The organism is uncultured Adlercreutzia sp. (genome assembly GCA_910585575.1).
In the GTDB taxonomy this organism is placed as follows: Bacteria; Actinomycetota; Coriobacteriia; order Coriobacteriales; family Eggerthellaceae; genus Adlercreutzia.
Window position 1 is genome coordinate 24,107 of sequence record CAJUFS010000016.1, and the last position, 23,299, is coordinate 47,405.

Genomic DNA, 23,299 nt, shown 5'->3' on the forward strand with positions numbered 1-23,299 from the left:
CTCGCTCTTTACGAAACCCTTCCCGAAAAAGCAGAAGTGCTCTTCCCTCCCTGGCGCTTCTGCTTTTGCTTTATGACCTGCGAAGGAGCGATGGCAGAGAGCAGCTCGCCGTTCCTTCTGCGAATCGCCAAAGCCAGCTCGTGCTACTTCCGCAGACCTCCGAAGATGCCGCGCAGCAGCTGACGGCTGGTTTCCCGGCCGATTTGCCCGATGACCGAGCTGACCGTCTTCATGGCCTGCTCGCGCTGCTTTTCGGCGGCACGGGCCGCACGCTCGGCCTCCTTCTCGGCGGCTTTCTGGGCGCGCTCGGCCTCTTTCTCGGCCGCCTTCGCGGCGCGGGCCTCTTCGGCCGCCTTCTGTTTCTCGAACTCGGCGCGCTCCTTTTCCAGCTGGGCCTTTTGCGCGGCCAGCTCGTCGGCCTCGGCGGCGGCGTTCTTCTCGGCCGCGATCTTCTCGTAGGCGCTTTCGCGGTCGATAGCCTGGCCGTACTTCTCCATGAGCGCGGCCTGGGCCTGGCGCACCTTCTCAAGGGTTTCTGGCGAGGCGGCGCCCATCTTGCACTCGGGCGGCAGCACCTTGGCGCGCTCCACCACGCAGGGTTGCCCGTCCTCGTTGAGCAGCGACACCAGCGCCTCGCCCGTGCCCACTTCCTGCAGCGCGTCCACGGAATCGAAGGCCGGGTTCTCGCGGAACGAAGCCGCCGCGGCCTTCACGGCCTTTTGCTCAGCCGGCGTGTAAGCGCGCAGCCCGTGCTGGATGCGGTTGGACAGCTGGGCAAGCACCTCATCGGGAATGTCGGAAGGCGACTGGCTGATGAAGTAGACGCCCACGCCTTTGGAGCGGATGAGCTTCACCGTTTGGACGATTTTGTCCGTGAGCTCCTTGGGCATGTCGCTGAACAGCAGGTGCGCCTCGTCGAAGAAGAAGACGAACTTCGGCTTGGGCAAATCGCCCGCTTCGGGGAGCATCTCGTAGATTTCGCCGAGCATCCACAGCAGGAACATGGCGTACACCTGGGGGCTAGCCATGAGCTTCGCCGCGTTCAGGATGTTCACCACGCCCTGGCCGGCGTCGTCGGTGACCAGCCAGTCGGTAATGTCCAGGTTCGGCTCGCCGAAGAAGATGTTGCCTCCCTGATCCTCCAGGGTGAGCAGAGCGCGCTGGATGGCGCCGATGGACTGCGAGGACACGCGGCCGTACAGCGTTTCCACTTCGCTGGAGTGTTCGGCCAGGTAGGCGAGCATGGCGCGCAGGTCTTTCAGGTCGATGAGCAGCATGCCGTTGTCGTCGGCCAGGCGGAAGGCGATAGCCAGCACACCGCGCTGCACCTCGGTGAGGTTCAGCAAGCGCGCGAGCAGATCGGGACCCATGTCGGAGATGGTGATGCGCACGGGAACGCCGTCGGCGGTGAGCATGTCCCACAGGCGCACGTCGCAGCCACGAGGCGTCCACCCCTGGGCGCCCAGAGAAGCGGCGCGTTCGGCCATGGCCTCGGCATTGTCGGCCGGCTCGGCCATGCCCGTGACGTCGCCCTTCACGTCGGCAAGAAACACCGGCACGCCAGCCTGGGCAAAGCCCTCGGCCAGCACCTTCAGCGTGACGGTTTTGCCCGTGCCCGAAGCGCCGGCAATAAGACCGTGGCGGTTGGCCTGATCGAGCAGAAGATAGCAAGGGTTCTCGCCGCGCGCGACGAGGATTTTATCGCCTTCAAGCATGGAAGCCTCCTGACCGGGGGTGTGAGTCGTTGGGGTCATCTTACGGGGAGGGTCACCGTTGCACGCCCCACGCGTCCCGCACTGTTGGAAGACCGTTGCGTGCCATCGTGGGGTGTGAAGCGGTGCTAGAATGCGAGAAACCGACGAAAAGGAGCCGCCATGATCTACGACGAACGCACGCTACGCCACAAGCAGGCCTTGGACATTGCCCAGAAGATGCTGGTAGCCGCTCGGACCGCGCCGAAGGGCAAGGGCGTCGACGTCGTAGAGTGCGCCGTGGTGAATGGTGACGAGCAAGAGGCGCTGGCATGCGCCATGGAGGCTCTCGGCGAAGAGCGCGGCCATAAGTTCTTTCGACGCGATGCCGGCTGCGTGCGCAAGAGCCAGTGCGTGGTGCTGGTGGGCACGCGCACCAAGCTGCAGGGCCTGAACTGCGGCTACTGCGGCTTTGCCACCTGCGGCGAAAAGCCAGCCGAAGCCCCCTGCGAGATCAACGCCGTGGACGTGGGCATCGCCCTGGGAGCCGCCGTGTCGCGCGCCCAGGCCTACGGCGTGGACACCCGCATCATGTTCAGCGCCGGCCAAGCCGCCTGGAAGCTGGGCTTCCTGGGCGAAGGCGTGGGCCAGGTATACGCCATCCCCGTGAGTATCAGCAGCAAGAGCCCGTTCTTCGATCGAGGGTAGGGGGAGGCGCCAAGCATCCTACGCGGCCCCAGACGAATTGCGCCTAAATCGCGCCATCGAGAGATATGGGGCAGCAAGACGGCTCGCTACAGAACCGGTGGCTCCCCTGTCACTAGGTAGCGATCGAGGTCGGCCACCATATTGTCCGGGGACTCGATATGGTACAGGTAATAGTTATCGAGCACCATCTGGGAAAGACCGCGGTCGCGGAAGAGGGCGGCTACCTCTGAGCCCGTTAGGTTCTTGGCCTGTCGGTAGTATTCAATGGCGAAGACGAGAAAGCGCAGCTCTTTGCTCATGACTGCTCCTCGGGATCGGGAAGCGTGCCGTCGGTCTGCTCCTGCTGATACAGATCTGCAAGAGCTTCGGTGCTCATATGCCACAAACCACTTTCTGGGTTGCGAAGCATCTCGTAGAAAGATGTCTCGTAGAAGGCTTCGATTTGCTGTGGATCAACCATCCCCAGTCGCTCAAAGAGCACGGGAAGAATGGCCGTGCCCAGAAGAAGAGAAACTTGTTCTGCCGACTTCGCCATTGGTTTACCTTTCAACGGTTCGCGCAGATACGAACTGAAGAAATTCGAGGGCATGCTCGCTGCAAAACAATATTTGCATGAAGAGCTTCTTTATCTTCAGCATCTCCAATGCCGCCGTAGCGGTTATCTGCCCGCCCTCGTAAAGAGTCACGGTGGTAAACACGTCATCGTTTGCCACTGGGCCCACAATAAGATCAAGCTCAAGAGCAGCGTCGCGACCTTGTTTTCTATTATGCACGACGAAATCGAGCCATGCCTGATCAGGCGCCGAGAACTCCAGCACATTGAGTTGATCCTGCGCCTCTTCAAGATTGAACTCGTATTCGTTAAGAGTGGGCTGCCCCTGCATACCGCGGCGGACAAAAGCCTTGCGCGCAAAGTCTTCCGCTTGCTCAAGATTGGTGGTCGTATAGAAGCCCGTTCCGAAATCAAGGTAGGGGGTACGATTGACGATGCGGGGATGATCGACTATCTGAGTAGAGGCGTGATAGAGGCGCACCAGACACCTGCCTTATGCAGAAGGAAAAAAATAAAACCAACCTTTTGCAGGCTACCCTCCCATATGCAAAAAAGCCGCTCGAAAACGAGCGGCTTTGAAAGTTCTTGGTCGCGGGGGCCGGATTTGAACCGACGACCTTCGGGTTATGAGCCCGACGAGCTGACCAGACTGCTCCACCCCGCAATGGGTTGCCGCAAAGGGCAAGGAAATATATTACGCTGATCTCAAAACATTGCAAGAACTATCTTGCAGGAAAAGAGGGACGGCACAATTCCTGCACATTCTTCTACCCCCTCTCCCCGTCTCCTACCGTTTCTCATGCTATGATGCTGCGACTATGGTTTCCCACTTCAGACAGAACGGTTTGCCCCTGTGGGTCTTCAAAGCGGCGCTGCTTTTGGCGGCGGCCATTTGGGGCATGGGCACCGTGGTCATCAAGTCCACCGTGGACGAGTTCCCTCCCTCGTGGTTGGTGGGCGTGCGCTTCCTGGGTGCGGGCATCATTTTGGGCATTGCCACCGCCCCGCGCATCGCTGCGCGGTGGCGCGCTAACCCTCGGGGGCATTTGCGCGATGGCGCAGTGCTCGGCGTGATGCTGTTCCTCTCCTACTGGGCGAACTCCACGGGTCTCACCGACACCACTGCCTCCAACAGCGCGTTCCTTACCACGCTGTACGTGGTGATCATTCCCTTCCTGGGCTGGATTATCATCCGCAAAAAGCCCACTCGCTTCAACCTTGCTGCCGCTTTCCTCTGCGTGGCGGGCGTCGGCTGCGTGGCCTACGGCGGCGCCGATGGGTTCTCGCTGCGGTTCGGCGACCTCATCACGCTGCTCTCGGCGCTGTTCCTCAGCTTCCACGTGCTGTACACGGCGAAGTACGCGCCTGGGCGCTCCATGACCCTACTGACGGTTATCCAGTTCATCGTTGCGGGCATCTTGGGATTCATCGTGGGCGGCATCACCGAGCCTACGCCCGATTTCGCCCACCTCTCCCCTGAGACCTGGGTAAGCCTGATCTACCTAACCGTCTTCGCCTCGTGCGTGGCCCTGGGTCTGCAGAATGCGGCCGTGGCGCGGGTCGACCCGGCCCAGGCGGCCCTGTTCCTGGCCACCGAGTCGGTCTTCGGCGTAACATTCTCGATTCTGCTGCTGGGCGAGGCCCTCACCGTCTCGTCTTTCGCAGGCTTCGCCCTTATCTTTGCTGGTATCGTCATCAGCGAGTACCTGCCTCTTCGGGCCGAGAAAAAGCAAATCGCCGCTGCCGAAGCAGCGGCGACCGAACTCGAAGAAGCCGACGCGTTTCTACGGTAAGTTACTGTCAAATTCGACTCGCAGCATCGGCGTAGTCCGCTTGTCCCGTCAGGGCAAGCGGAACTGCTTACTCCCTACCATCCCAGCAGTAGGTGCACACCTTTTCCGGGTCGATGCCGATGGCCTCCAGCATGCCCTGCAGACTCTGATAGCTCAGGGAGTCGAAGCCCATGTCCTCACAGATGGTACGCAGCAGGCACTGACCGCGCTCGGTGGTGGCGTCGGCGTACTCGTCCAAATGCTCCACGCCCTCTTCGCCTTCCAGCTGATCCACCACACGACGGGCAATCAGGTCCATATCGGACTTGCCGGACGAGAAGCTCAGGTACTTGCAGCTGTACATGATAGGCGGGCAGGCACTGCGCATGTGCACCTCGGCAGCGCCGGAGTCGTACAGGAAGTTCACCGTCTCGCGCAGCTGGGTACCGCGCACGATGGAGTCGTCCACGAACAGCAGCTTCTTATCGCGAATGAGCTCGGGCACCGGCACCTGCTTCATGTTGGCAATCTTGTTGCGCAGATCCTGGTTGGCCGGCATGAACGAGCGCGGCCACGTGGGCGTGTACTTGATGAAGGGACGCCCGAAGGGCATCTTGCTTTCCGTGGAATAGCCAATGGCATGGGGAATGCCGGAATCGGGCACGCCAGCCACGTAGTCCACCTCGGGGCAGGCGCCGCGGGCGGCCTCATCGCGGGCCATGATGGCACCATTGCGATAGCGCATCACTTCCACGTTCATGCCCTCGTAGTTGGAGTTCGGATAGCCGTAGTACACCCACATGAAGGCGCACATCTTCATTTCGCTGCGCGCCGGGGCCAGCACTTCGACGGTGTCGGGGGTAAGGCGCACAATTTCCGCAGGACCCAACTCGTACTCGTCATGATAGCCCAGCTTCTGATAGGCGAAACTCTCGAAGGCCACGCAATGGCCGTTCTCGTCGCGTCCCACCAGCACGGGCAAACGTCCCAGGAAATCGCGGGCTGCGATAAGGTCGCCGTCGGCCGTCATGATCAGCAACGTCAAAGAACCGTCGATCTTTGACTGCGCGTACTGGATACCGGAAACCAGGTCGTCCTTCTGGTTGATCAGCGCCGCCACCAGCTCGGTAGCGTTCACCGCCCCGGAGCTCAAGGCCATGAACTGGGTATTGCGATCCGAGAAGTATTCCTCCACCAGCTCTTCGGCATTGTTGATGGCCCCGATGGTGGTGATGGCGAAGGTGCCCAGGTGCGAGCGCACCAACAGCGGCTGCGGATCGGCGTCGCTGATGCACCCCACGGCGCTGCTGCCGTGGAAGGTGACGATGTCGTTCTCGAACTTGGTGCGGAACGGCGTGTTCTCAATCGAGTGAATTTGACGCTGGAAGCCGTCCTCCTTGTCGAGCACAATCATGCCTGCTCGGCGTGTACCCAGATGAGAGTGGTAATCTACCCCGAAAAATACGTCATGTACGACGTCGCGCTTGGAAACCGCTCCGAAAAAGCCGCCCACGTGGTCCTCCGTCTCAGAAAGGAAGTTCACTTTACGATGAAAGTATAAAGCGTGCGTCTGAGTGAATGTTGCCTGGGTGTTAAAAAGGGCGAAAGTTTCTGCCAGTGCTATTCGATGACGTAGCGCCCCATGCGCGCCTCGGTAAGCGCCGGCAGCGCAAGGGCACAGCCGATGCCGTACTCGTGCCCCGCGCCGTTCAGGGTAATGATGCCCTGGGGCGCCTCATAGGGCGGCACCGTTAAATCTTGATCGAAGTAGCGGGACGTAGCGCCCAGGTCGCCGGGAATCACCACGCCGGGCAGCGTCTGGAACGCCGCGTGCACAAACCGCGATACGCCCGTGTCGTACATGCCGCTCATACACACTTCGCGCCCCTCGGACAGGGCCTTGTGCACAAACTCGAGCGAGGGCTGGATGCCACCGAACTTCCCAATTTTCACCATGGCGCAGCGCAGCTCGGGATAGTCGAACAGGCGATCCGCCTCGGCAGCGTTCACGAAGGACTCATCCACGCAGATGGGCATGGCCAAAGTGTGCTGGAACGAGGCCAAGCGCCCGAAGGCGTCCTCGCGCGAGCGCACGCCCGCCGTGCCCAAGTCGAGGGGCTCCTCGATCCAGCCGATGTCCAGCTCATCGTAGGCCCGCAGTTCGGCCATGTGGTGCAGGCTGAAGCTCTGGTTTGCATCCAGGGTGATCAGCAGCCGCGGGAAGGCCCGCCGCACTGCGCGCACCGCCGCCAGGCCCTTGCCCGGGGCCACCTTCAGCTTGATGCGCTGGTAGCCCTGCTTCACGCAGGCGCGCACCTCCTCCACCGTCTGCGCCGGCGTCCCCAGGCCCACCACGGCCCCGGAATACACGCGTCGCTTGGCACCGCGCGGCGCCTGGGCCAGCGCCGATCCCACGGCACGGCGCGCACCTGGGCGCGTTGCCTGGTCGAGGGCGGTCAAGCGATCGAACTCTTCGCCGAGCATCTGCCACAGGGGACGCCCCGTAATCTTGCCGTACAGGTCCCAGCAGGCCATCTCGATGGCGCTGCACGCCATGGGGGCCGCGGCGGCTCGCTCAAGATGGGCGAAATCCGCCGACATCTCACGCGGGTGCAGATAGGTGGTGGCCAGCACCCGGGGCGCCAGCACCTCGCGCAGCACGGCGATGTCCTGGCCCAAGGTCTCGGGAAGGTACCAGTCGGTGTCGAAGGCGGTGCACTCGCCCAGTCCCACGCGACCCTGGTGGTCCACAATTTCCACGATGACCGACTCACGGTAGGTCAGTGTCTCCTTCGGCGTGTGGAAGGGTGTCGAGAACGGCAGGCGCACCCGATGGAGCACGACGCGCTTCACCTCGATGCGCTGGTCGTACCACCGCTCGCAGGCCGCACGATCGATCTTGCCAATGCCCGAGCGTGGCAGCTCGTCCACCAGGCAAATGCGCTCGGGCACGTACAGGCGCGACAGGCGCTCGCCCACCATCGCGCGAATCTCATCGCCCGTCGGACGCGGCTCGCCCTCCCCCGCGGCGCGCTCGACCAAGGCTACGGGACGGCGCCCCCAGCGCGCATCGGCCACGCCGAACGCGTAGGCATCGGCCACGCCGGGCACCCGCACCAGGGCGTCGACGATCTCGGCCGGGTACACGTTCTCGCCGCCGGACACGAACATGTCGGCAGTGCGCTCACGAATGTACAGCTTGCCCTCATGGAGCGCCGCCGTGTCGCCCGTCAGGAAGAACCCGTCGACGGTAAATGCCGCCCGGGCATTGGCATAACCCGAGAACACGCCGGGGCCGCGCAGGGCGAGACGCCCGAACCCGGCCTCATCGGGCTCGGTGATGCGGGCCGTATAGCCCGGCAGCAGCGCCATACCGCCCGTGAAATTAGGCGTGACCAGGGCGTTGGCCACCTGGCTTGACGTCTCGGTCATGCCGTAGCTGGCATACACCCGGGCCCGCGCCTCCAAGGAGCGGCCGATGGTCTTCGCATTGAGCGGCCCGCCGCCCAGCAGAATGCACTGGTAATGGCTGATCACGCGCTGCCCGGGCTCGACCTTCGCCTCGACATCGAGCATATCCTGCAGCATTTTGTCCACCACGGAAATATGAGTGACGTGGAACGACGCCGCCTCGGTCAGCACGCGCCGCGCATCGAAGCGCTCGTAAATGCGAACGGGCCAGTGGCTGCAAATGCTGCGCACCAGCACCTGGAAACCGCCGATATGGAAAAACGGCAGCACGGCCTGCCACAGGCCGCGGCCGCGGTTGCGCCCGTCCAGCACCCGGTTGGACGCTTGAGACGCCTCGATGAGGTTGCGCCAGGTCAGCTCAGCCGCCTTCGGCTTGCCCGTGGTGCCCGAGGTGAACATGATCAGCGCCCGATGGCCCGCATCGAAGGTATGGGCCGCACGCTCGGCAAAGTGAACGGCGTCCTCTACTAAACCTCCCAGGCTGTCGTCCACCCGGCGCAGCGGCGACTCGCCCCGCGTCAGCGACACGCGCACCTGGTCGAACAGGCGCTGCGCCGCGACTTCGTCGATACGCTGGGCCACGCGTACGCCGCACCGCTCCAGCTCCATAAGGCGCATCATCTTTTCCGAGGCCGTCAGCCGGTGATTGAGTGCCACAAGCCCAAAGGAGCCATAGGCCGCAGCCAGGGCCAGAAACACGTACATGGGACAGTTGGGCAAATCCACCGCCACCACATCGCCCGGAAACACGCCCTTGTCGCGCAGACGGCGCGCCAGCTGGGCGGCCATAAGGCGCGTCTGACGATAGGTGCACGTCGTCTCTTCCCCCTGCTTATCAACAAAGGAGAGGAACACCTGGTCAGGCCGCATCTGGGCCGTGCTTTCAAAAATATCGATCATGCAGGGGCACGGTTTCTATCGGTTTCGGAAGTACGCCTTGGGAAGTGAACGGGCCTGCGCCGAAGCGGCCAGGCCCGTGAGGATCAGGGAAACTTCGGGAACTGGGTGAAGTCGGGGGCGCGGTGCTCCTTGAAAGCGTCGCGGCCCTCCTTCGCCTCGTCGGTGGTGTAGTACAGCAGTGTGGCGTCGCCGGCCAGCTGCTGAATGCCCGCCAGGCCGTCGGTGGCCGCGTTGAAGGAAGCCTTCATGAAACGCAGGGCCGTGGGGCTGAACTGCATCATCTCGGCCGCCCAGGCCATGCACTCGTCTTCCAGCTCGTCGAAGGGCACCACCTTGTTCACCAGGCCCATCTCCAGGGCCTCGGCGGCGGTGTACTGGCGGCACAGGTACCAAATTTCGCGGGCCTTCTTCTGGCCCACAATGGCGGCCAAATAGCCCGCGCCGTAGCCTGCGTCGAAGGAACCCACCTTCGGGCCCGTCTGGCCGAACTTCGCCGTGTCGGCGGCGATAGTGAGGTCGCACAGAATGGAAAGCACGTGGCCGCCGCCAATGGCGTAGCCGTTCACCATGGCGATAACCGGCTTGGGCACCACGCGAATGAGGCGCTGCAAATCGAGCACGTTCAGGCGCGGGATGTTGTCCTCGCCCACGTAGCCGCCGTTGCCGCGCTTCTTCTGGTCGCCGCCCGAGCAGAAGGCCTCGTCCTCGTGGCGGCCGCCGTGGTTCACGCCCGTAAGGATGATGACGCCCACGGAGACATCGTCGCGCGCCTCGTTGAAGGCGTCGTACATTTCCATAACCGTGCGCGGGGTAAACGCGTTGCGGCGCTCGGGGCGGTTGATGGAGATCTTCGCCACGCCGTTGCACAGCTCATAGCGAATCTCTTGGTACTCCTTGCCCGTCTTCCATTCGTACTTCGTCAAAACTACTCCTAATCCTACTTTTGTCTTACTGGTCGTTCGCAACGTCAGCGAGGTTGCGACCGTGCCCTTAGATACCTTCGGTCTCGAAGCGCTTCTTCAGGGCTTCCTGGTGGATGGCGTGCTGCAGCGCCGTCTCCTTGGTAATCGTGCCTTCCCTCACCAGCTTGTACAGGCTCTGGTCCATGGTGCGCATGCCCTCGGCACCGCTGGCGGCGATAACGCTGTCGATCTGGTGGCTCTTCTCCTCGCGAATGAGGTTGCGGATGGCCGGCGTGGCCGTCATGATCTCGAAGACCGGCACAATGCCGCCGTCCTTCGTAGGTACCAGCTGCTGGGACACCACTGCCTGCAGCACCAGCGAAAGCTGCATGCGAATTTGGCGCTGCTGGTTGGCCGGGAAGGCGTCGATGATGCGGTCGATGGTGCTGGCCGCGCCCGTGGTGTGCAGGGTGGAGAACAGCAGCTGCGCCATCTCGGCGGCGGTCATGGCCGTGCCGATGGTCTCGGAGTCGCGCATCTCGCCGAGCAGAATAACGTCGGGGCTCTCGCGCATGGCACTGCGCAGGGCCTCGGCGTAGGTGGCCACGTCGGAGGGAATCTCGCGCTGGGTGACGATGCAGCCCTCGTGACGGTGCACGTACTCGATGGGGTCCTCCATGGTGATGATGTGCCCCGTGCGGTTCTTGTTCAGCTTGTCGATAATGCAAGCCAGCGTGGTGGACTTGCCGGCGCCGGCCGGACCCGTCACCAGCACGAGGCCCTTCTGGAAGTCGGCGCAGCGCATAACGTCGTCGGGGATGTGGTAGTCGGCAGGATCGGGCAGCGGGAAGCGGATGACGCGAATGACCGCGCCCAGCGATCCGCGCTGACGGAACACATTCACGCGGAAACGCCCCGGGCCGGCCACGGCAAAGGAGAAGTCGTCGTCATGGTTGTGGCCCTCAACGAAGACGGCCTCGTCGCGCCCGGACAGCTCGTAGATGGCCGCCACCAGAGCCGCTGTGTCCGCGGGCATGAGCGGCGCCATATCCATGCGCACCTGGCGGCCGTCGGCGGTGTACGTCAGCGGCAAGCCAGCGACAATGAAGACGTCCGAGGCCTTCTTGTCGATCATTTCCTGCAGCAGTGCCTTCAGTTCCATGAAATGCTCTCCTTATCTGCTAGCCGAGCCACAGGTTCTCGCCTGTGCCGTCGTCGATCCACTGGGTAGTAACTTTCCATTCCTCAAGGGTATAGGTGTCGTTTTGAATGCTCAGAACGCAGGCCAGTTGGCGGCCGCTTTCCATGGCGAACGTGGCGGCAAGGCGCGTGCCATCGTACGTGCCCGAGCAGGTGACCAGCGAATCGCGCACCACGCTCGTGCCGTCCGCCGCCTCACCGCTTAGGCTCTCGTCAGCGATGGCCTCGCCGGCAGCACCGTCGTCGGCAATCGCCTCGCCCTCCGCCGCGGCAGCGTTTGCGGGCGCCGCGCCTTCTGCGATGCCCCACTCGGGCAGCACCGCCGCCAGATCGCCCTGCTTCAGGGCGCCGTCCACTTCAGAGAGGAAGGTCTGGCCCACGCGTTCCAGCTGATAGGTTTCCGTAGTGGTAGCCGCCTGGCGCTCGGTAATGGACAGCTCGGCGCGGGCCGTAGTCAGCGACAGCACCGCCAACACCGCCAGGCACAAGATGATAATGAGGGTGAACAGGCTGATGGGGCCGATGCGTACCGATCCATGGGGCTTGGCCATTTACGCCACCTCCTCGGCGGCACCGGGGGCGCCCTTCACGTTGGCCAGCGGCAGCCGGTCATCGCGGATATCGAAAACACCCGACACATAGGCCGAGGTCTCCAGCGTATACACCGGCTGCACGGTGCGATCGGTCAGCGTCAGCTCGTAGACCGCCTCGTCGGCATTGGGGGTTTCCACACTCACCACGTCGGCCTGATCCCATATGGTAATAGTGGCGTGGAACAGGCTGCCCGCCTCGGTCGGCTCGACGGCCACCTCGCGAATGAGCAGCAGATCGTCTTGGTACGCCACGTTGGTGTCAACCTCGTCGGCCGCCAGGGACTGGGCCCCCACCACTGCCTGCGGATCGGCGGCGAACTGCTCGGCGGAATTCGACGCCATCACCAACGCGTCCATAAGCTGGGCGCTTTCGCGACCGCTGCGGTCGGCATCGGCGTTCAGCGACATGAGCACGGCCAGCGACCCCGTCAAGAAGACAAGCAGGAGCAGCGCCTCGACAATGAAGGCCGCCCCGGGCCACACCGCCCGATCGGCCCGGGCGCGGCCCACGTACCCGTGGTAGCGCTCGAGGCGACGATCGCCCTCGCGGGCACCTTCGGCGTGGGCGGCCACGGAATAGGCCGTCATGGAGCGCCGCTTCGTAGAACCTCCGGCCATTAGCGCTCACCTCCCCCGCAGCGCAGCGCCACCGTCACCTGGCCCGCGTCCGTGGTGATGGTGAGCAGCCCCTTCTCGTAGGAGAAATCGAACACCGAGGCTTGCACCAGCGGCGTGGCCTTGCCGGGGTTGTACGGGGCATCGGCCAGGGCGTATTCCTCCATGATGACATCGTCGTAGCGATAGATGCGCGTCTCGTAGACGCCGGTGTCCATGGTCTCGCGCAGCACGAGCGCCGGCCCTTGCAGCAGGCTCTCCTCGGCAAGCTCCGCGCTTTCCGCCATGGTCGACTGGCCGAGCTCCTGATCGCCCTCGGCTATCTCCAGAGATATCTTCTCCTCGGTCACCCAGGCGCGGGCCACGGCGTCGATTTGATCGTTGGCACGCACGTCGTTGGCCAGCAGCGTCAGGGAAAGGCGCTGATTGTCAGCTACTTCGCCCTCTTGGTGCAGGGCCTTGTAGACGCTCGTACCCACCAGAATGGCCATGAGCAGCGTCACCACGAACAGGGCGAACAGGATGCCCGTGAACACGCGGCCGAAGTCGCGCTCGCGGCGGCGCGGGTTGCCGCCATAGGCTTTGTCCGTCGCTTGGGCGCTCATGGCTGTGGCCGTCTTGCTCATCGGGGCACCACCACCACACTGGGCGGCACATTAGCCGCAAAGGCCTCGTAGGTAACGGCGTAGTCCGCGTGGTTCACAATAAGGCCGTAGTGTTCCTCCAAGTAGGTAAGCGACGAGGGGTAGGCCCCCTCCACCGCCGCGCACTGGAGCGCCGCGTCCATCACGGCGTTGCGCACCGACAGGGCGCTTTGCGCCTCGGCCTCCACGTTTGCCGAGTCCCAGGTGAACCACAGCACGACGGCCAGCACCACGGCCACAATGACCGCGATGACCCGGCGCGTCTCGCGCTTTTTGGTCTCGGCTGTCCGTCCGTGAATCATGGGGCTATCCGATCGATCCCATGATGCCGATGAGGGGCATCATGACCGAGATGAGCGTGGCCCCCACGGCGATGGTCAGAAACGCCGCCAGAGCGGGCTCGATATTGTCGATGGCGCCGTCGATTTGCAGAATTGCGTCATCGAAGAAGTTGGCCGACAGGCGGTCGAGCGCCGCATCGAGCGAGCCCGAGCGCGTGCCGATGGTGAGCATGCGCGCGTGAATCTGCTCGAACACCTGGGCCTCGGTAATGGCCTGGGCCAGCGAGCGCGGCTCGGTGGCGTCGATCATCAGCGCGTAGGCCGCTTGGCCCTTGGCCTTGAGCCCCGCGTGCTCCACCACTTCCAGCGCCTCTTTCATGGCCGTGTCGGTGTTCACGCCCGAGGCCGTGTAGGCCGCCAGGGCCGAGGCAAAGCGCGACACCGCCAGCTGCTCCATGGCGCCACGGGTGGCGGGGAATTTCTCGAAGATGCTCATCACCGCCATGCGGCCGCTTTCCGAGCGGCAGGCAACGACGAGCCCCAGGGCAATGACCGTGCACACCAGGGTGATGCCCAGGGCCACCCAGCCAATGCCGATGGACAGGCCCACGGCGTTGAAGGAGCCGTTGGTCAGCGAACCGGCAATGGACACGTAGACGTCCTCGAACACGGGCAGGATAATGACGACGGTAAACGCCAGAATAAGGCTCATGATGCACAGGAGCGCCGCCGGGTAGCCCACGGCCGAGCGAATCTTGGCGAACAGGCGATCCTCTTCGTCGTAGTACACGCCCAGGGCCCGCAGCACCTCTTCCAGGCGCCCGGCCCCCTCGCCCACGCTGACCATGTCCACGGCATAGCGCGGGAAGGCGCCCGACTCCTTCATGGCCTGGGCCAGGTTACGGCCGCTGTTCAGGCTGCGGTACACCGACTCGCACGTTGCCTGCAGCGCCGCGTCGCCGATGTCCTCGGACAACATGCCCACGGCTTCGTCGGTTTGGATGCCGGCCGCCAGCATCATGGCGACGCTCTCGCAGAAAAGGCTGATGCCCGCGCTGTCGAGTTTTGGTTTGGCCATGGTCTCCCCTGTTCCTAATAGGTGTATCGATCGGTGTAGCTGGTTCCGTCGCCGATAGTGCTGGCCGCCCCGCTGGCGGCGAAGGTCAAATCGACGCGAGTCCAGTCGTTTGGCTTAATGCTGATTTCTACGCTCACCCATTCACCATCAATATATACCATGTTCCACGCATGGTATACGTCATCAGGTGAAACGTACCCGGTAACAACCTTACAGGGAATCCCGAGGCTGCGCAGCATGGCCGCGCCCAGGGAAGCGTAGTCGAAGCAGATGCCCGTGCCCGAGGCCAGGGTTGCGTCGGGGTCGGGCACATAACCCGTCGACGAGGCCAGCTGCGCGGCCTTGTCGTGGTCGTAGGTGATGTTGTTCACCACCCATTCGTATACATTGCGCACGATGTCGGCCTGGTTGGAGCAGCCTTCGGCCAGCTCGCGCGCCTTGGCCGTCACCGCCGAGGACTCGTCGTAGTCCACGAACATGTTGGGCACCAAGAACGGCGCCGCCTCGCTGTTCAGTTTCACGTTCTCGATGACGCTGAACAGCTCGACGTAGTTGTTGCCCGAGGTATTTTGCATGACGCGGAAATTGTAGGGGCCGTCCCCCATGTTAAGCGGCACCACAATGGGCGTGTTGTCGCCGGGAAGGTCGTAGTTGTAGCTCATTTCCCCTTTGCTGACCTGGAACTTCAGCCGCGCCGAGCTGGTGGCCGCGGCCCCCACGTAGCCCTCAGCCAAGCAGGAGGTGTCGATGGCGCAGTCGTTGCCCGTCTGGGCGGCATCGGCATGGAACGCCGACAGCGCCAGCGAGGAGGGGGGCGTGTAGTCGGGGCCCGAAGTGGAGCCGCCGTCGTCGGCCGCCCCTTCGCCAGCCCCGGCCCCGCCGCCGGCATTCGCGCCGCCTCCGCCGCAGCCGACCAGGGCAACCAGCGCCAGAAGCGCCATAAGCGCCAGGGCCAGGCAGCGATATGTGCGACGGGCGATCATGCAGTTACAGCCATTCGTTCAAGGTTTTCACGAGCAGTTCGATTTCCATGGGCTTCGACATATGAGCGTTCATGCCCGCAACCCGCGAGCGCGCCACATCGTCGGCGAAAGCATCGGCCGTCAGGGCGACAATGGGCAGGTCGGCCAAGTCGGGACGGGCGTCGATGACAATGTCGTCCAGGCCCTTCCCCTCGGCCGCCGCACGAATGGCGCTGGCGGCCTGGTAGCCGTTCATGACGGGCATCTGGATGTCCATGAACACCAGGTCATAGTGGCCGGGCTCGGCATCGAGCAGCATCTCCACCGCTCGGCGCCCGTTTTCCGCATGATCCACTTCAAGGCCGGTCATGCCCAAAATGTCCAGGGCAATGGCCGCCGCGATGGAATTGTCCTCGGTCAGCAGCACGCGATGGCCGCTGAAGTCGCTTTGCTGCAGCACCTCGTATTCGCTGACCGGCTCGTCGACCTCTGCCTCGAGGAGCCCCTTCATCACATGGATAAGACGGCTGCGGAACAGCGGCTTGGCGATGAAGGCGTCGACGCCCACAGCGCGGGCCTCCTGCTCCACCGCCGTCCAGTCGTAGGCGGAAAGAATAATGATGGGCAGATCGTCGGCAACGATCTCGCGAATTTCCTGGGCCGCCTCGATGCCGCTTTTGCCGGGCATCTTCCAGTCGAGAATGATGGCCACGTAGTCGCGCGCCTCGTCGACGGCGCGGCGCACCGCCTCCACGGCATCCTCGCCCGAGAGCACGTAGTCGGGCTCCATGCCCACGCTGCGCAGCAGCTCGCACGCGCTTTCGCAGGCCGATTCCTCGTCGTCGGCCACCAGCACCCGCAAACCCTCGAAGGTAGACAGATCGTGGGAGTCGCCCTCACGCAGCTTCATGTACACGGTGACGGTGAAGGTGGTGCCCTCGCCCAGCTTGCTCTGCACGTCGATGGTGCCGTTCATGAGGTTCACTACCGAGCGCACAATGGACATGCCCAGGCCCGTGCCCTCTACCTTGGTGACGCGGGAGTCGTTGGCGCGGGTGAAGGGCTCGAACACCTTCTTTACGAAGTCCTCGGACATGCCGCAGCCGGTGTCCGAGAAGGTGAACTCGTAGCAGCCGGAGCCCTTGATGCGGCTCGGCAGCTCTTTGATGCGCAGGCTGACAATGCCGCCTTCGGGGGTGAACTTCACCGAGTTGCCCATGATGTTCACAAACACCTGCTGCAGGCGCATGGGATCGCCCACCACGTGCTCGTGCTGAATGTCGGCAATTTCCACCTTCAGCTCGAGCTTCTTGTCGTTGATCTGCGGCGTCATGATGGACAGCAGGCTCTCCACCGTCTCGGGCAGGTCGAAGTCCTCCTCCGACAGGCCCAAGTTGCCGCTCTCGATCTTCGCCATGTCGAGCACCTCGTTGATGAGGCCCAGCAAGTGGCGACTGGAGGTGGTGATTTTGGTGAGGCAGTCCTTCACGCGCTCCGGGTCGTCCAAATACATGGTGGCAATAGCCGTCAGCCCCATGATGGAGTTCATGGGCGTGCGGATATCGTGGGACATGGAGTTCAAAAAGTCGCTCTTGGCCTTCGAGGCACGCTCGGCCTCGCGGAAGGCGTCCTCGAGCGCATTATGGTTGGCAATCTCGCGTTCCTTCACGTCGGTGACGTCCTGCACCGACATGAGCACACTCTGCACCACGCCGTTATTGTCGCGCACCAGAGGGATCATGGAGGCCTGGTTCCAGGACACGTCGCCCGTGGCCGGGTCGGTGAGGCGGTACTCAAGGTGCAGGTAGGGCATGTCCGCCGTCAAATGTTCCTGGATGTACTCGGGCGTGAGCATGGCCTTCATGCGCTCGGCTTCTTCCTCGTCGGAGAAGCGCGTCTGCCAGTAATAGCGGAACATGTTGTACTCGCCATGGCGGGGCAGATCGTCGTTGATGCCGTCGTCCTTCAGATACTCGTAGGTGTTGCGCGTCAAATCGATAACGGCAAAGCGGCGGAACAGCGCCAGCGAGGAATTGACGATGCCCGTCACGTGCTCGCTTTCCGAGATCAGCTTCGAGCGCTGGCGAATGGACTGCACCAGGAAGTAGGCCGCCACGGCCGCCAGGGCCAGGGCCACCAGCGAGACAAACACCATGCCGGCCAAGTTGGCGCTGGCCGTCATGTCGTCAGTGATCGAACTGGGGAAAGTGCGCATGAGCATCCAGTCGTAATCGGGCAGCTGCATGACATAGGCCATGCCGCTTCCCGACTCGCCCTTGTAGTCGAAGGTGACCGAGGAGCCGTTGTGGAACGCCTCTTCAAGATCGGCCCGCGAGATGTCGCTGGTAGAGCCGTTCTCGAAGTACAGATCCTGGGCGTTGCCCACTTCGTTCGCGTAGGCCAACGAGGACGAGTGGGCCACCACCGTGCCGTCGCGCGTGCACAGGTAGGTGCTCGTCTGCTCGCCGAAAAAGTAGGTGGCCAGGAACTCCTCCATGGAGTCCTCGCGATAGGCGCCCGCTATGACGCCGATCACTTCGCCGTCATAGCGCAAGGGGGTGTAGAAGATAACGGAAAGGTCGCCGTAGAACAGGGAGTCATCGGTGGCGCACACGCCCGAGTCGCCCTCGATGCCGCGCACATAATATTCGCGGTCCGCGGCATTGCCCGTCTGGCCCCGATCGTCGATGGTCAGGCCGTCCATGGCCGAAAAGGTGACATAGTCGAACTTCGTGGTTTCGGCCAGCACCTTGATGCCCTCGATGCTGGCATCTTCAGCGCGCGTCAAACCTCGCTCGTACATAGAGGACAGCAGCTTCACCTCGGTTTGGGAATCGGTCATCCACTCACTGATGCGGCGCGCCGACTGCTGGGTGGACCCCTGCAGGTACTGGGCGTTCTGCGCGTTGATGCGCTCAGTGTTCATGGTAAGAAACACCGCGAAGGCCCCCATGATAACTGCCAGGGCCAGCACGATGACAATGACGCGTCCACTCTTTGTTTTGCTGTCTGTTCCGGTCATGAACCTTTCCTTCCAGGGATGTCGGCGCTTGCGCAGGGCGCGAGCGCCGGCGGCCCTGTGAGCTAGATGATAGCGATGGAGTCGACCACCAAGGAGTAGGCGTCACGCACCGCCGGCAGCAGCTCGGGCACCTTGTCCAGCGCCGCCGGCATGCCGGCATCGTCCAGGCGCAGAGCATCGGACAGCGCCGCCGATGCCTCGAACAGCGGCGTGAAGCCCAGGTCGCGGCTGACGCCCTTCAGGGTGTGGGCACCGCGGTAGGCCTCGGGGAAATCTCCCGCCTCGAGGGCGTTCTCCAGGGTTTGCAGGGAGGTGTCCTGCAAGAAGATCTTCGCGAACTTCTCGATGCGCTCGTCGGTGAGCAAGCGGCCGCGCACCGTTTCCAGGTCGCCGCCCATGGCAGCGTAGGCAATCTCCAGTGACATATCTCTCTCCTTTATATAGGGGCGGCCTTGCTACTGGCCTTCTTCTCCTTTATCGATGCCTGACAGCGCCGTGTGGCTGCCATCGGTCAGCGAATGCTGCTCTTCCTCGTTCAGTTCGTCGTAGAAGACGAAGCCGCCGCGTCCGCTGCGCTTCATGTGGTACAGGGCCACGTCGGCGCGGCGGAACAGCTCGTCGTAGTCGCGCACGCCGCCCTCGGTGGTGGCCACGCCCATGGACACCGACAGCGGGAAGCCCTCGAACTCGCCTTCCAGCGAGCCGTGGATGCGCTCGATGAGCGGCTGCGGGTTCACCGGGCACTCCATGCACAGCAGAAATTCGTCGCCGCCCACGCGAGCCACAATGTCATCACCGCGGACGCTGTCCTGCAGACGGCTGGCGAAGTGCTGCAGCACCTTGTCGCCGAACTGATGGCCGTGGTTGTCGTTGGCCTGCTTGAACAGGTCCAGGTCGCACACGGCCAGCACGAAGCGATCGGTGTCGCGATCGTGATCATGCCCCTCGCCCAGGCGGTCGGCGATGACCTTGCGGGCAAAGGCGCCGTTCACCACTTCCGTCAGCGGATCGTGGTAGGCCTTGAACTGCAGGTCGCGCAGCTGAGCCTGCTGGTCGTCGATGTCGATGAACTTGCCGATGGAGCCCATGTAGGACGGCGGGTTCTCCTCGCTCCACAGGGCGCGGGCCAGCACATGGAGCCAGCGCGTCTCGCCTTCCACGGTCACCTGCATCTCCATGTCCACCACCGGGTCGTCCGGCGTGGTGGAGCGCAGCAGGCTGCTCATGGCCGCCAAGTTCTCCGAGCCGAACACCTGGCAGAACGCCTCGTCGTTGTAGGGGTCCATGACAATTTCCGGCAGCCCCAGCTTGCGCTCGGACCAGTCGGACAACACGATCATGGCCGGTTCCTCGGTGAACTCGAACTGCACCTCGTTGCTCATGGAAGCAAAGAAGTGGTACTTCATGCGCTCGTAGTCCAGCAGCTCCAGGGTGCGGCTGGACGCCTGGGCGTCGCCAGCCGCCGCATCGAGGGCCGTTTCCACCAGGCGCTGGGTGTCGTTCGTGACCTCGCGGCCCGTGACACCGCGGTTCAGGCGGCTTTCCAGCTCGCCAGCCACCTCGGTGAGGCACTGGAGAATGAGCGGGTTGAAGGTGCCGCATTCTCCGTCGCGAATCATGCGCAGGGCCTCTTCGTGGCTGAAGGGCGGCTTGTACACGCGGGGGCTCGTCAGAGCATCGTACACGTCGGCCAGCGCTACTACCTGAGCCGAGATGGGAATTTCCTCGCCCACCAAGCCGTCGGGATAGCCGCGGCCGTCGTAACGCTCGTGGTGCCAGCGGCAAATTTCCCACGCCACCTTCACCAGCTTCTCATCCTTGTACAGCTCCAAATCGTCCAGCATCTGGGCGCCCACGGCCGAGTGCGTCTTCATGATGGCGAACTCTTCGTCAGTGAAGCGACCCGGCTTGTTGAGAATTTCCTCCGGGATGGCAATCTTGCCGATGTCATGCAGGCTGGATGCCATGGAAATGAGCGAGATATCCTCGGCGGTAAGGTTGTACTGGTCGGTGAGGCGCACCAGGTGGGTGAGGATCATCTCGGTCATGGCCTGCACATTCAGCACGTGCATGCCACTCTCGCCGTTGCGGAACTCCACGATGTGCGACAGGATGTACACCATGAGGTTGTTCGACTTCTCGCGCTCGTACACCTGGTCGGCCACCATGCCCATAAGGTTGCGCTGCTTCTGATACAGCATGAGCGTGTTCATCACGCGGCGGCGCACGATGTTCACGTCGTAGGGGCGATTGATGAAGTCGGTCACGCCCAACTCGTAGGCGCGCTCGATGTAGGCCGCGTCCGATTCGGCGGACACCATGATAACGGGGATGTCCTTGATCCAGCCGTTGTGGTTCATCACCTCAAGCACGCCGAAGCCGTCCATCTGCGGCATGACGTAGTCGAGCAGCACCAGCGAGATGCCCGAGCCCTCCTTCTGCATAACTGCCACGGCCTGCTTGCCGTCCTCGGCCTCCAGGATGCGGAAGCTGTCGCCGATCATGTCGGCGAGCAGCGCTCGATTCAGCATCGAGTCATCGACGATGAGGATCGTCTGCTTATTGTTCAAGCTCGTGTTGATGGCTCTCTCCTTCCATCGGCGGCTCTCGTTCTTTCTCGGCGCCCCACAGCGCCTGCTCTCTGCCAAGCGCCCCACGCGCCTGGGTGCGCACCCCCTTTTGGGCGGGGTGCGCACCGGACGCCCCTCGTCCGGTGCTTCCCAAACAGCCCCTTAGTAGCGGCTGTCGAAGATGCGCTTCGTCTTCTTCTCGGAGCGGGGCAGCTCGCCCAGTGGCACGCCCTTGGCCTCCGGCGTGCAGCCGCACTTCGCCTTGAAGATGAGGGCCAGCTCTTCCTCGCAGCGGGCCAGGGCCTCGCCCTCCAGCGGCGTTTCGAACAGCACGGTGAGCACGTCGTGCCCGTCTACGGCCTCGATCATGACCTGGTACTCCGAGCTGGTGCCGTCGGTGGCCTTGATAACCTCTTCCACCTGGGCCGGGAACATGTTGCAGCCCTTCACCTTGAACATGTCGTCGGTGCGGCCGGTGAGCGTGGCAATGCGCGGGTGGCGGCTGCCGCAGGCGCAGGTGCCCGGCACAATGCGCGTAAGGTCGTGAGTGCGATAGCGAATGAGCGGCGCGCCCTGCTTGCGCAGCGTGGTGAGCACCAGCTCACCCTCTTCGCCGTCGGGCAGCACCTGGCCGGTTTCGGGGTCGACAATCTCGATGTAGACGAAGTCGTCCCAGATGTGCATGCCGTCGTGGGCGTCGCAGGAGATGCCGATGCCCGGGCCGTAGACCTCGGTGAGGCCGTAGATGTCGTAGATCTCGATGCCCAGCTCGTCCTGGATGCGGCTGCGCATCTTCTCGCCCCAGCGCTCGGAACCGATGACGCCCTTCTTCAGGTGCAGCTTGTCGCTCAGGCCGCGCTTGGTGATTTCCTCGGCCAGCAGCAGAGCGTAGGAGCTGGTGGCGCAGAGCACCGTGGACTTCAGGTCCTGCATCATTTTCAGCTGCTTCTCGGTGTTGCCGGGACCCATGGGAATGGCCATGGCGCCCAGACGCTCGGCGCCCAGCTGGAAGCCGATGCCCGCCGTCCACAGACCGTAGCCAGGGGTAATTTGGATGCGGTCGAAGGGCGTGATGCCCGCCATTTCGTAGCAGCGGGCGAACTGCGTGGCCCAGTCGATGACGTCCTGCTGGGTGTAGGGGATGATGACGGGCGTGCCCGTGGTGCCCGAAGAGCTGTGGATGCGCACGATCTCGTCGTCGGGAACGGCCTGCAAGCCCAGCGGATACACCGCGCGCAGGTCGTCTTTCTCCGAGAACGGGAGCTGTTCGAAGTCGGCCTGGGTGCGCACCGTGGCCACGTCGATCCCCTCGAATTTCTTCGCATAGAACGGCGAGCGCTCCTTGATAGTGGCCAGCTGGCCCGTGATCATTGTTAGCTGCTCTTCGGTCATTTCCATGGGGGTCGAGTCTCCTTCAAAATCCACACTTCTCTCAAGTGTGCTTCATTCTAGCAAACTCCAGCCCTGTACGGGGGCTCACTCCACGGTAATCCCGCAGGGGGAAACACGACGTGAGCCATGATTTTATGACTAGGAAGGTCGGCTTATTGTCAGAGCGTCGAAGAAGGAGGGGGCGGGCGGGGCGTGACGGGCGGCCCAAGCCCGAAAAGGTGGCCAATCAGAGGCCGTTTTCCATCGACGTAGTGTCAATAGTAGTTTTTTGGCCAATCAGGCTGCGATTTCCATCGATTTAGCCACGCTGCGAATCACGCTCAAATTCCCGCGCTCGTCTGACCTGGGAATACGCTAAAGCCCTAAAACGCCGATGGAAAACACAGGCTGATTGACCACCGAATCGACGGAAAACTCCCGCTATTTGGCCAAAAAAAGCTTGTTGACTATCTGTCGATGGAAAACGGCCTCTGATTGGCCACCTCCTCCCTGAGAGAATTCGCCCCCGACCACCCTGCAAAAAAGAAAGCCCCCGTCGGGAGGTAGACGGGGGCGTAAAGCGGAACCGCAAGATGCGGCGGAAGCAAAACTCGGACCGAGCCGCTTTCCGGCCAGCTGAAGCGAGACTTGAATCGAGCCGCTTTCTAGCTAGGCGAAGCTCAGGCTGCACAGCGCTCCGGCTGGGCGAAGCTCAGGCTGCACAGCGCTCCGGCTGGGCGAAGCTCCAGCTGAGGCGCTTTCCAGCCAGCTGGAACCCGGACCACACCGCGCTCCAGCGTGGAGAAGCTCGGGCCCAAGCGCTTTCTCGCTAGGCGAAGTTCGCGAGGAAGGGCTTCTCCTGGGCCATGTACGGGGTGCACAGGTTCACGTTGGCCACCCACTCGGCACAGGCCGGCTCGAAGAACTTGTCCACGTACAGGAAGTGGAACGGCGTGGTCATGTACT

At 63.0% G+C, this 23,299-nt stretch carries 20 protein-coding genes and 1 tRNA gene; 2 read left to right on the forward strand and 19 right to left on the reverse strand.

All coding sequences use genetic code 11. From position 1 onward, the window contains the following. Positions 1 to 143: 143 nt before the first annotated feature. Entirely contained in the window at positions 144 to 1,715 is a 1,572-nt protein-coding gene (locus tag QZ307_RS03430) for a helicase HerA-like domain-containing protein (protein WP_295995889.1), read from the reverse strand. Positions 1,716 to 1,874: 159 nt separating this feature from the next. Here QZ307_RS03430 and QZ307_RS03435 point away from each other — a divergent pair, with 159 nt between their 5' ends. Beyond that, complete coding sequence (locus QZ307_RS03435) at positions 1,875 to 2,399, forward strand: DUF2148 domain-containing protein (protein ID WP_295995893.1); 525 nt, start codon at positions 1,875 to 1,877, stop codon at positions 2,397 to 2,399. Between the two features lie 86 nt (positions 2,400 to 2,485). Here QZ307_RS03435 and QZ307_RS03440 read toward each other — a convergent pair whose 3' ends face one another. From QZ307_RS03440 to QZ307_RS03455, 4 genes are all read right to left on the reverse strand, one after another. After that, positions 2,486 to 2,698, reverse strand: coding sequence for a DUF3791 domain-containing protein (locus QZ307_RS03440; protein ID WP_295995896.1), 213 nt, complete (start codon positions 2,696 to 2,698; stop codon positions 2,486 to 2,488). Further along, the gene (locus QZ307_RS03445; RefSeq protein ID WP_295995899.1) at positions 2,695 to 2,934 is read right to left on the reverse strand and encodes a hypothetical protein; all 240 of its coding nucleotides are present in this window, start codon (positions 2,932 to 2,934) and stop codon (positions 2,695 to 2,697) included. Before QZ307_RS03445 ends, QZ307_RS03440 begins: the two co-directional genes overlap by 4 nt. Before the next feature lie 4 nt (positions 2,935 to 2,938). After that, entirely contained in the window at positions 2,939 to 3,433 is a 495-nt protein-coding gene (locus tag QZ307_RS03450; protein ID WP_295995902.1) for a DUF3990 domain-containing protein, read from the reverse strand. Between the two features lie 105 nt (positions 3,434 to 3,538). Continuing rightward, positions 3,539 to 3,616: transfer RNA gene (locus tag QZ307_RS03455), tRNA-Met, on the reverse strand. Positions 3,617 to 3,770: 154 nt separating this feature from the next. Between QZ307_RS03455 and QZ307_RS03460 the strand changes: the two genes are divergently transcribed. Continuing rightward, positions 3,771 to 4,745 carry a DMT family transporter gene (locus QZ307_RS03460; protein WP_295995904.1) on the forward strand — a complete coding sequence of 325 codons (975 nt, stop codon included), beginning with the start codon at positions 3,771 to 3,773 and terminating at the stop codon, positions 4,743 to 4,745. Between the two features lie 67 nt (positions 4,746 to 4,812). Here QZ307_RS03460 and QZ307_RS03465 read toward each other — a convergent pair whose 3' ends face one another. The 14 genes from QZ307_RS03465 to QZ307_RS03530 form a co-directional block, all read right to left on the reverse strand. After that, on the reverse strand, positions 4,813 to 6,237 hold the full coding sequence (locus QZ307_RS03465; RefSeq protein WP_295995907.1) for an amidophosphoribosyltransferase: 1,425 nt from the start codon (positions 6,235 to 6,237) through the stop codon (positions 4,813 to 4,815). Positions 6,238 to 6,344: 107 nt separating this feature from the next. Further along, positions 6,345 to 9,095, reverse strand: coding sequence for an AMP-binding protein (locus QZ307_RS03470; protein ID WP_295995910.1), 2,751 nt, complete (start codon positions 9,093 to 9,095; stop codon positions 6,345 to 6,347). 83 nt (positions 9,096 to 9,178) lie between these two features. After that, positions 9,179 to 10,018: a 1,4-dihydroxy-2-naphthoyl-CoA synthase gene (menB, locus tag QZ307_RS03475; RefSeq protein ID WP_295995913.1), complete on the reverse strand. Its 840-nt coding sequence runs from the start codon at positions 10,016 to 10,018 to the stop codon at positions 9,179 to 9,181. A gap of 67 nt (positions 10,019 to 10,085) precedes the next feature. After that, positions 10,086 to 11,159 (reverse strand): PilT/PilU family type 4a pilus ATPase, encoded by a 1,074-nt coding sequence (locus tag QZ307_RS03480; protein WP_295995916.1) that lies wholly within the window; start codon positions 11,157 to 11,159, stop codon positions 10,086 to 10,088. 19 nt (positions 11,160 to 11,178) lie between these two features. Beyond that, entirely contained in the window at positions 11,179 to 11,748 is a 570-nt protein-coding gene (locus QZ307_RS03485) for a S4A5 electrogenic sodium bicarbonate cotransporter 4 (RefSeq protein ID WP_295995919.1), read from the reverse strand. Then, positions 11,749 to 12,408: a hypothetical protein gene (locus QZ307_RS03490; protein ID WP_295995921.1), complete on the reverse strand. Its 660-nt coding sequence runs from the start codon at positions 12,406 to 12,408 to the stop codon at positions 11,749 to 11,751. After that, complete coding sequence (locus QZ307_RS03495; RefSeq protein WP_295995923.1) at positions 12,408 to 13,031, reverse strand: DUF4860 domain-containing protein; 624 nt, start codon at positions 13,029 to 13,031, stop codon at positions 12,408 to 12,410. Before QZ307_RS03495 ends, QZ307_RS03490 begins: the two co-directional genes overlap by 1 nt. After that, positions 13,028 to 13,351 carry a hypothetical protein gene (locus QZ307_RS03500; protein WP_295995926.1) on the reverse strand — a complete coding sequence of 108 codons (324 nt, stop codon included), beginning with the start codon at positions 13,349 to 13,351 and terminating at the stop codon, positions 13,028 to 13,030. Before QZ307_RS03500 ends, QZ307_RS03495 begins: the two co-directional genes overlap by 4 nt. Positions 13,352 to 13,355: 4 nt before the next feature. After that, the gene (locus QZ307_RS03505; protein ID WP_295995929.1) at positions 13,356 to 14,408 is read right to left on the reverse strand and encodes a type II secretion system F family protein; all 1,053 of its coding nucleotides are present in this window, start codon (positions 14,406 to 14,408) and stop codon (positions 13,356 to 13,358) included. A gap of 14 nt (positions 14,409 to 14,422) precedes the next feature. Then, complete coding sequence (locus QZ307_RS03510; RefSeq protein ID WP_295995932.1) at positions 14,423 to 15,391, reverse strand: transglutaminase-like domain-containing protein; 969 nt, start codon at positions 15,389 to 15,391, stop codon at positions 14,423 to 14,425. A gap of 4 nt (positions 15,392 to 15,395) precedes the next feature. Continuing rightward, on the reverse strand, positions 15,396 to 18,392 hold the full coding sequence (locus QZ307_RS03515) for a hybrid sensor histidine kinase/response regulator (RefSeq protein ID WP_295995936.1): 2,997 nt from the start codon (positions 18,390 to 18,392) through the stop codon (positions 15,396 to 15,398). A gap of 62 nt (positions 18,393 to 18,454) precedes the next feature. After that, the gene (locus QZ307_RS03520; protein ID WP_295995939.1) at positions 18,455 to 18,817 is read right to left on the reverse strand and encodes an Hpt domain-containing protein; all 363 of its coding nucleotides are present in this window, start codon (positions 18,815 to 18,817) and stop codon (positions 18,455 to 18,457) included. 30 nt (positions 18,818 to 18,847) lie between these two features. Then, positions 18,848 to 20,962, reverse strand: a complete 2,115-nt coding sequence (locus QZ307_RS03525) for a diguanylate cyclase (protein WP_295995945.1) — start codon at positions 20,960 to 20,962, stop codon at positions 18,848 to 18,850. Between the two features lie 162 nt (positions 20,963 to 21,124). Beyond that, positions 21,125 to 22,360, reverse strand: a complete 1,236-nt coding sequence (locus QZ307_RS03530; RefSeq protein WP_295995948.1) for a phenylacetate--CoA ligase family protein — start codon at positions 22,358 to 22,360, stop codon at positions 21,125 to 21,127. Between the last annotated feature and the right edge of the window lie 939 nt (positions 22,361 to 23,299).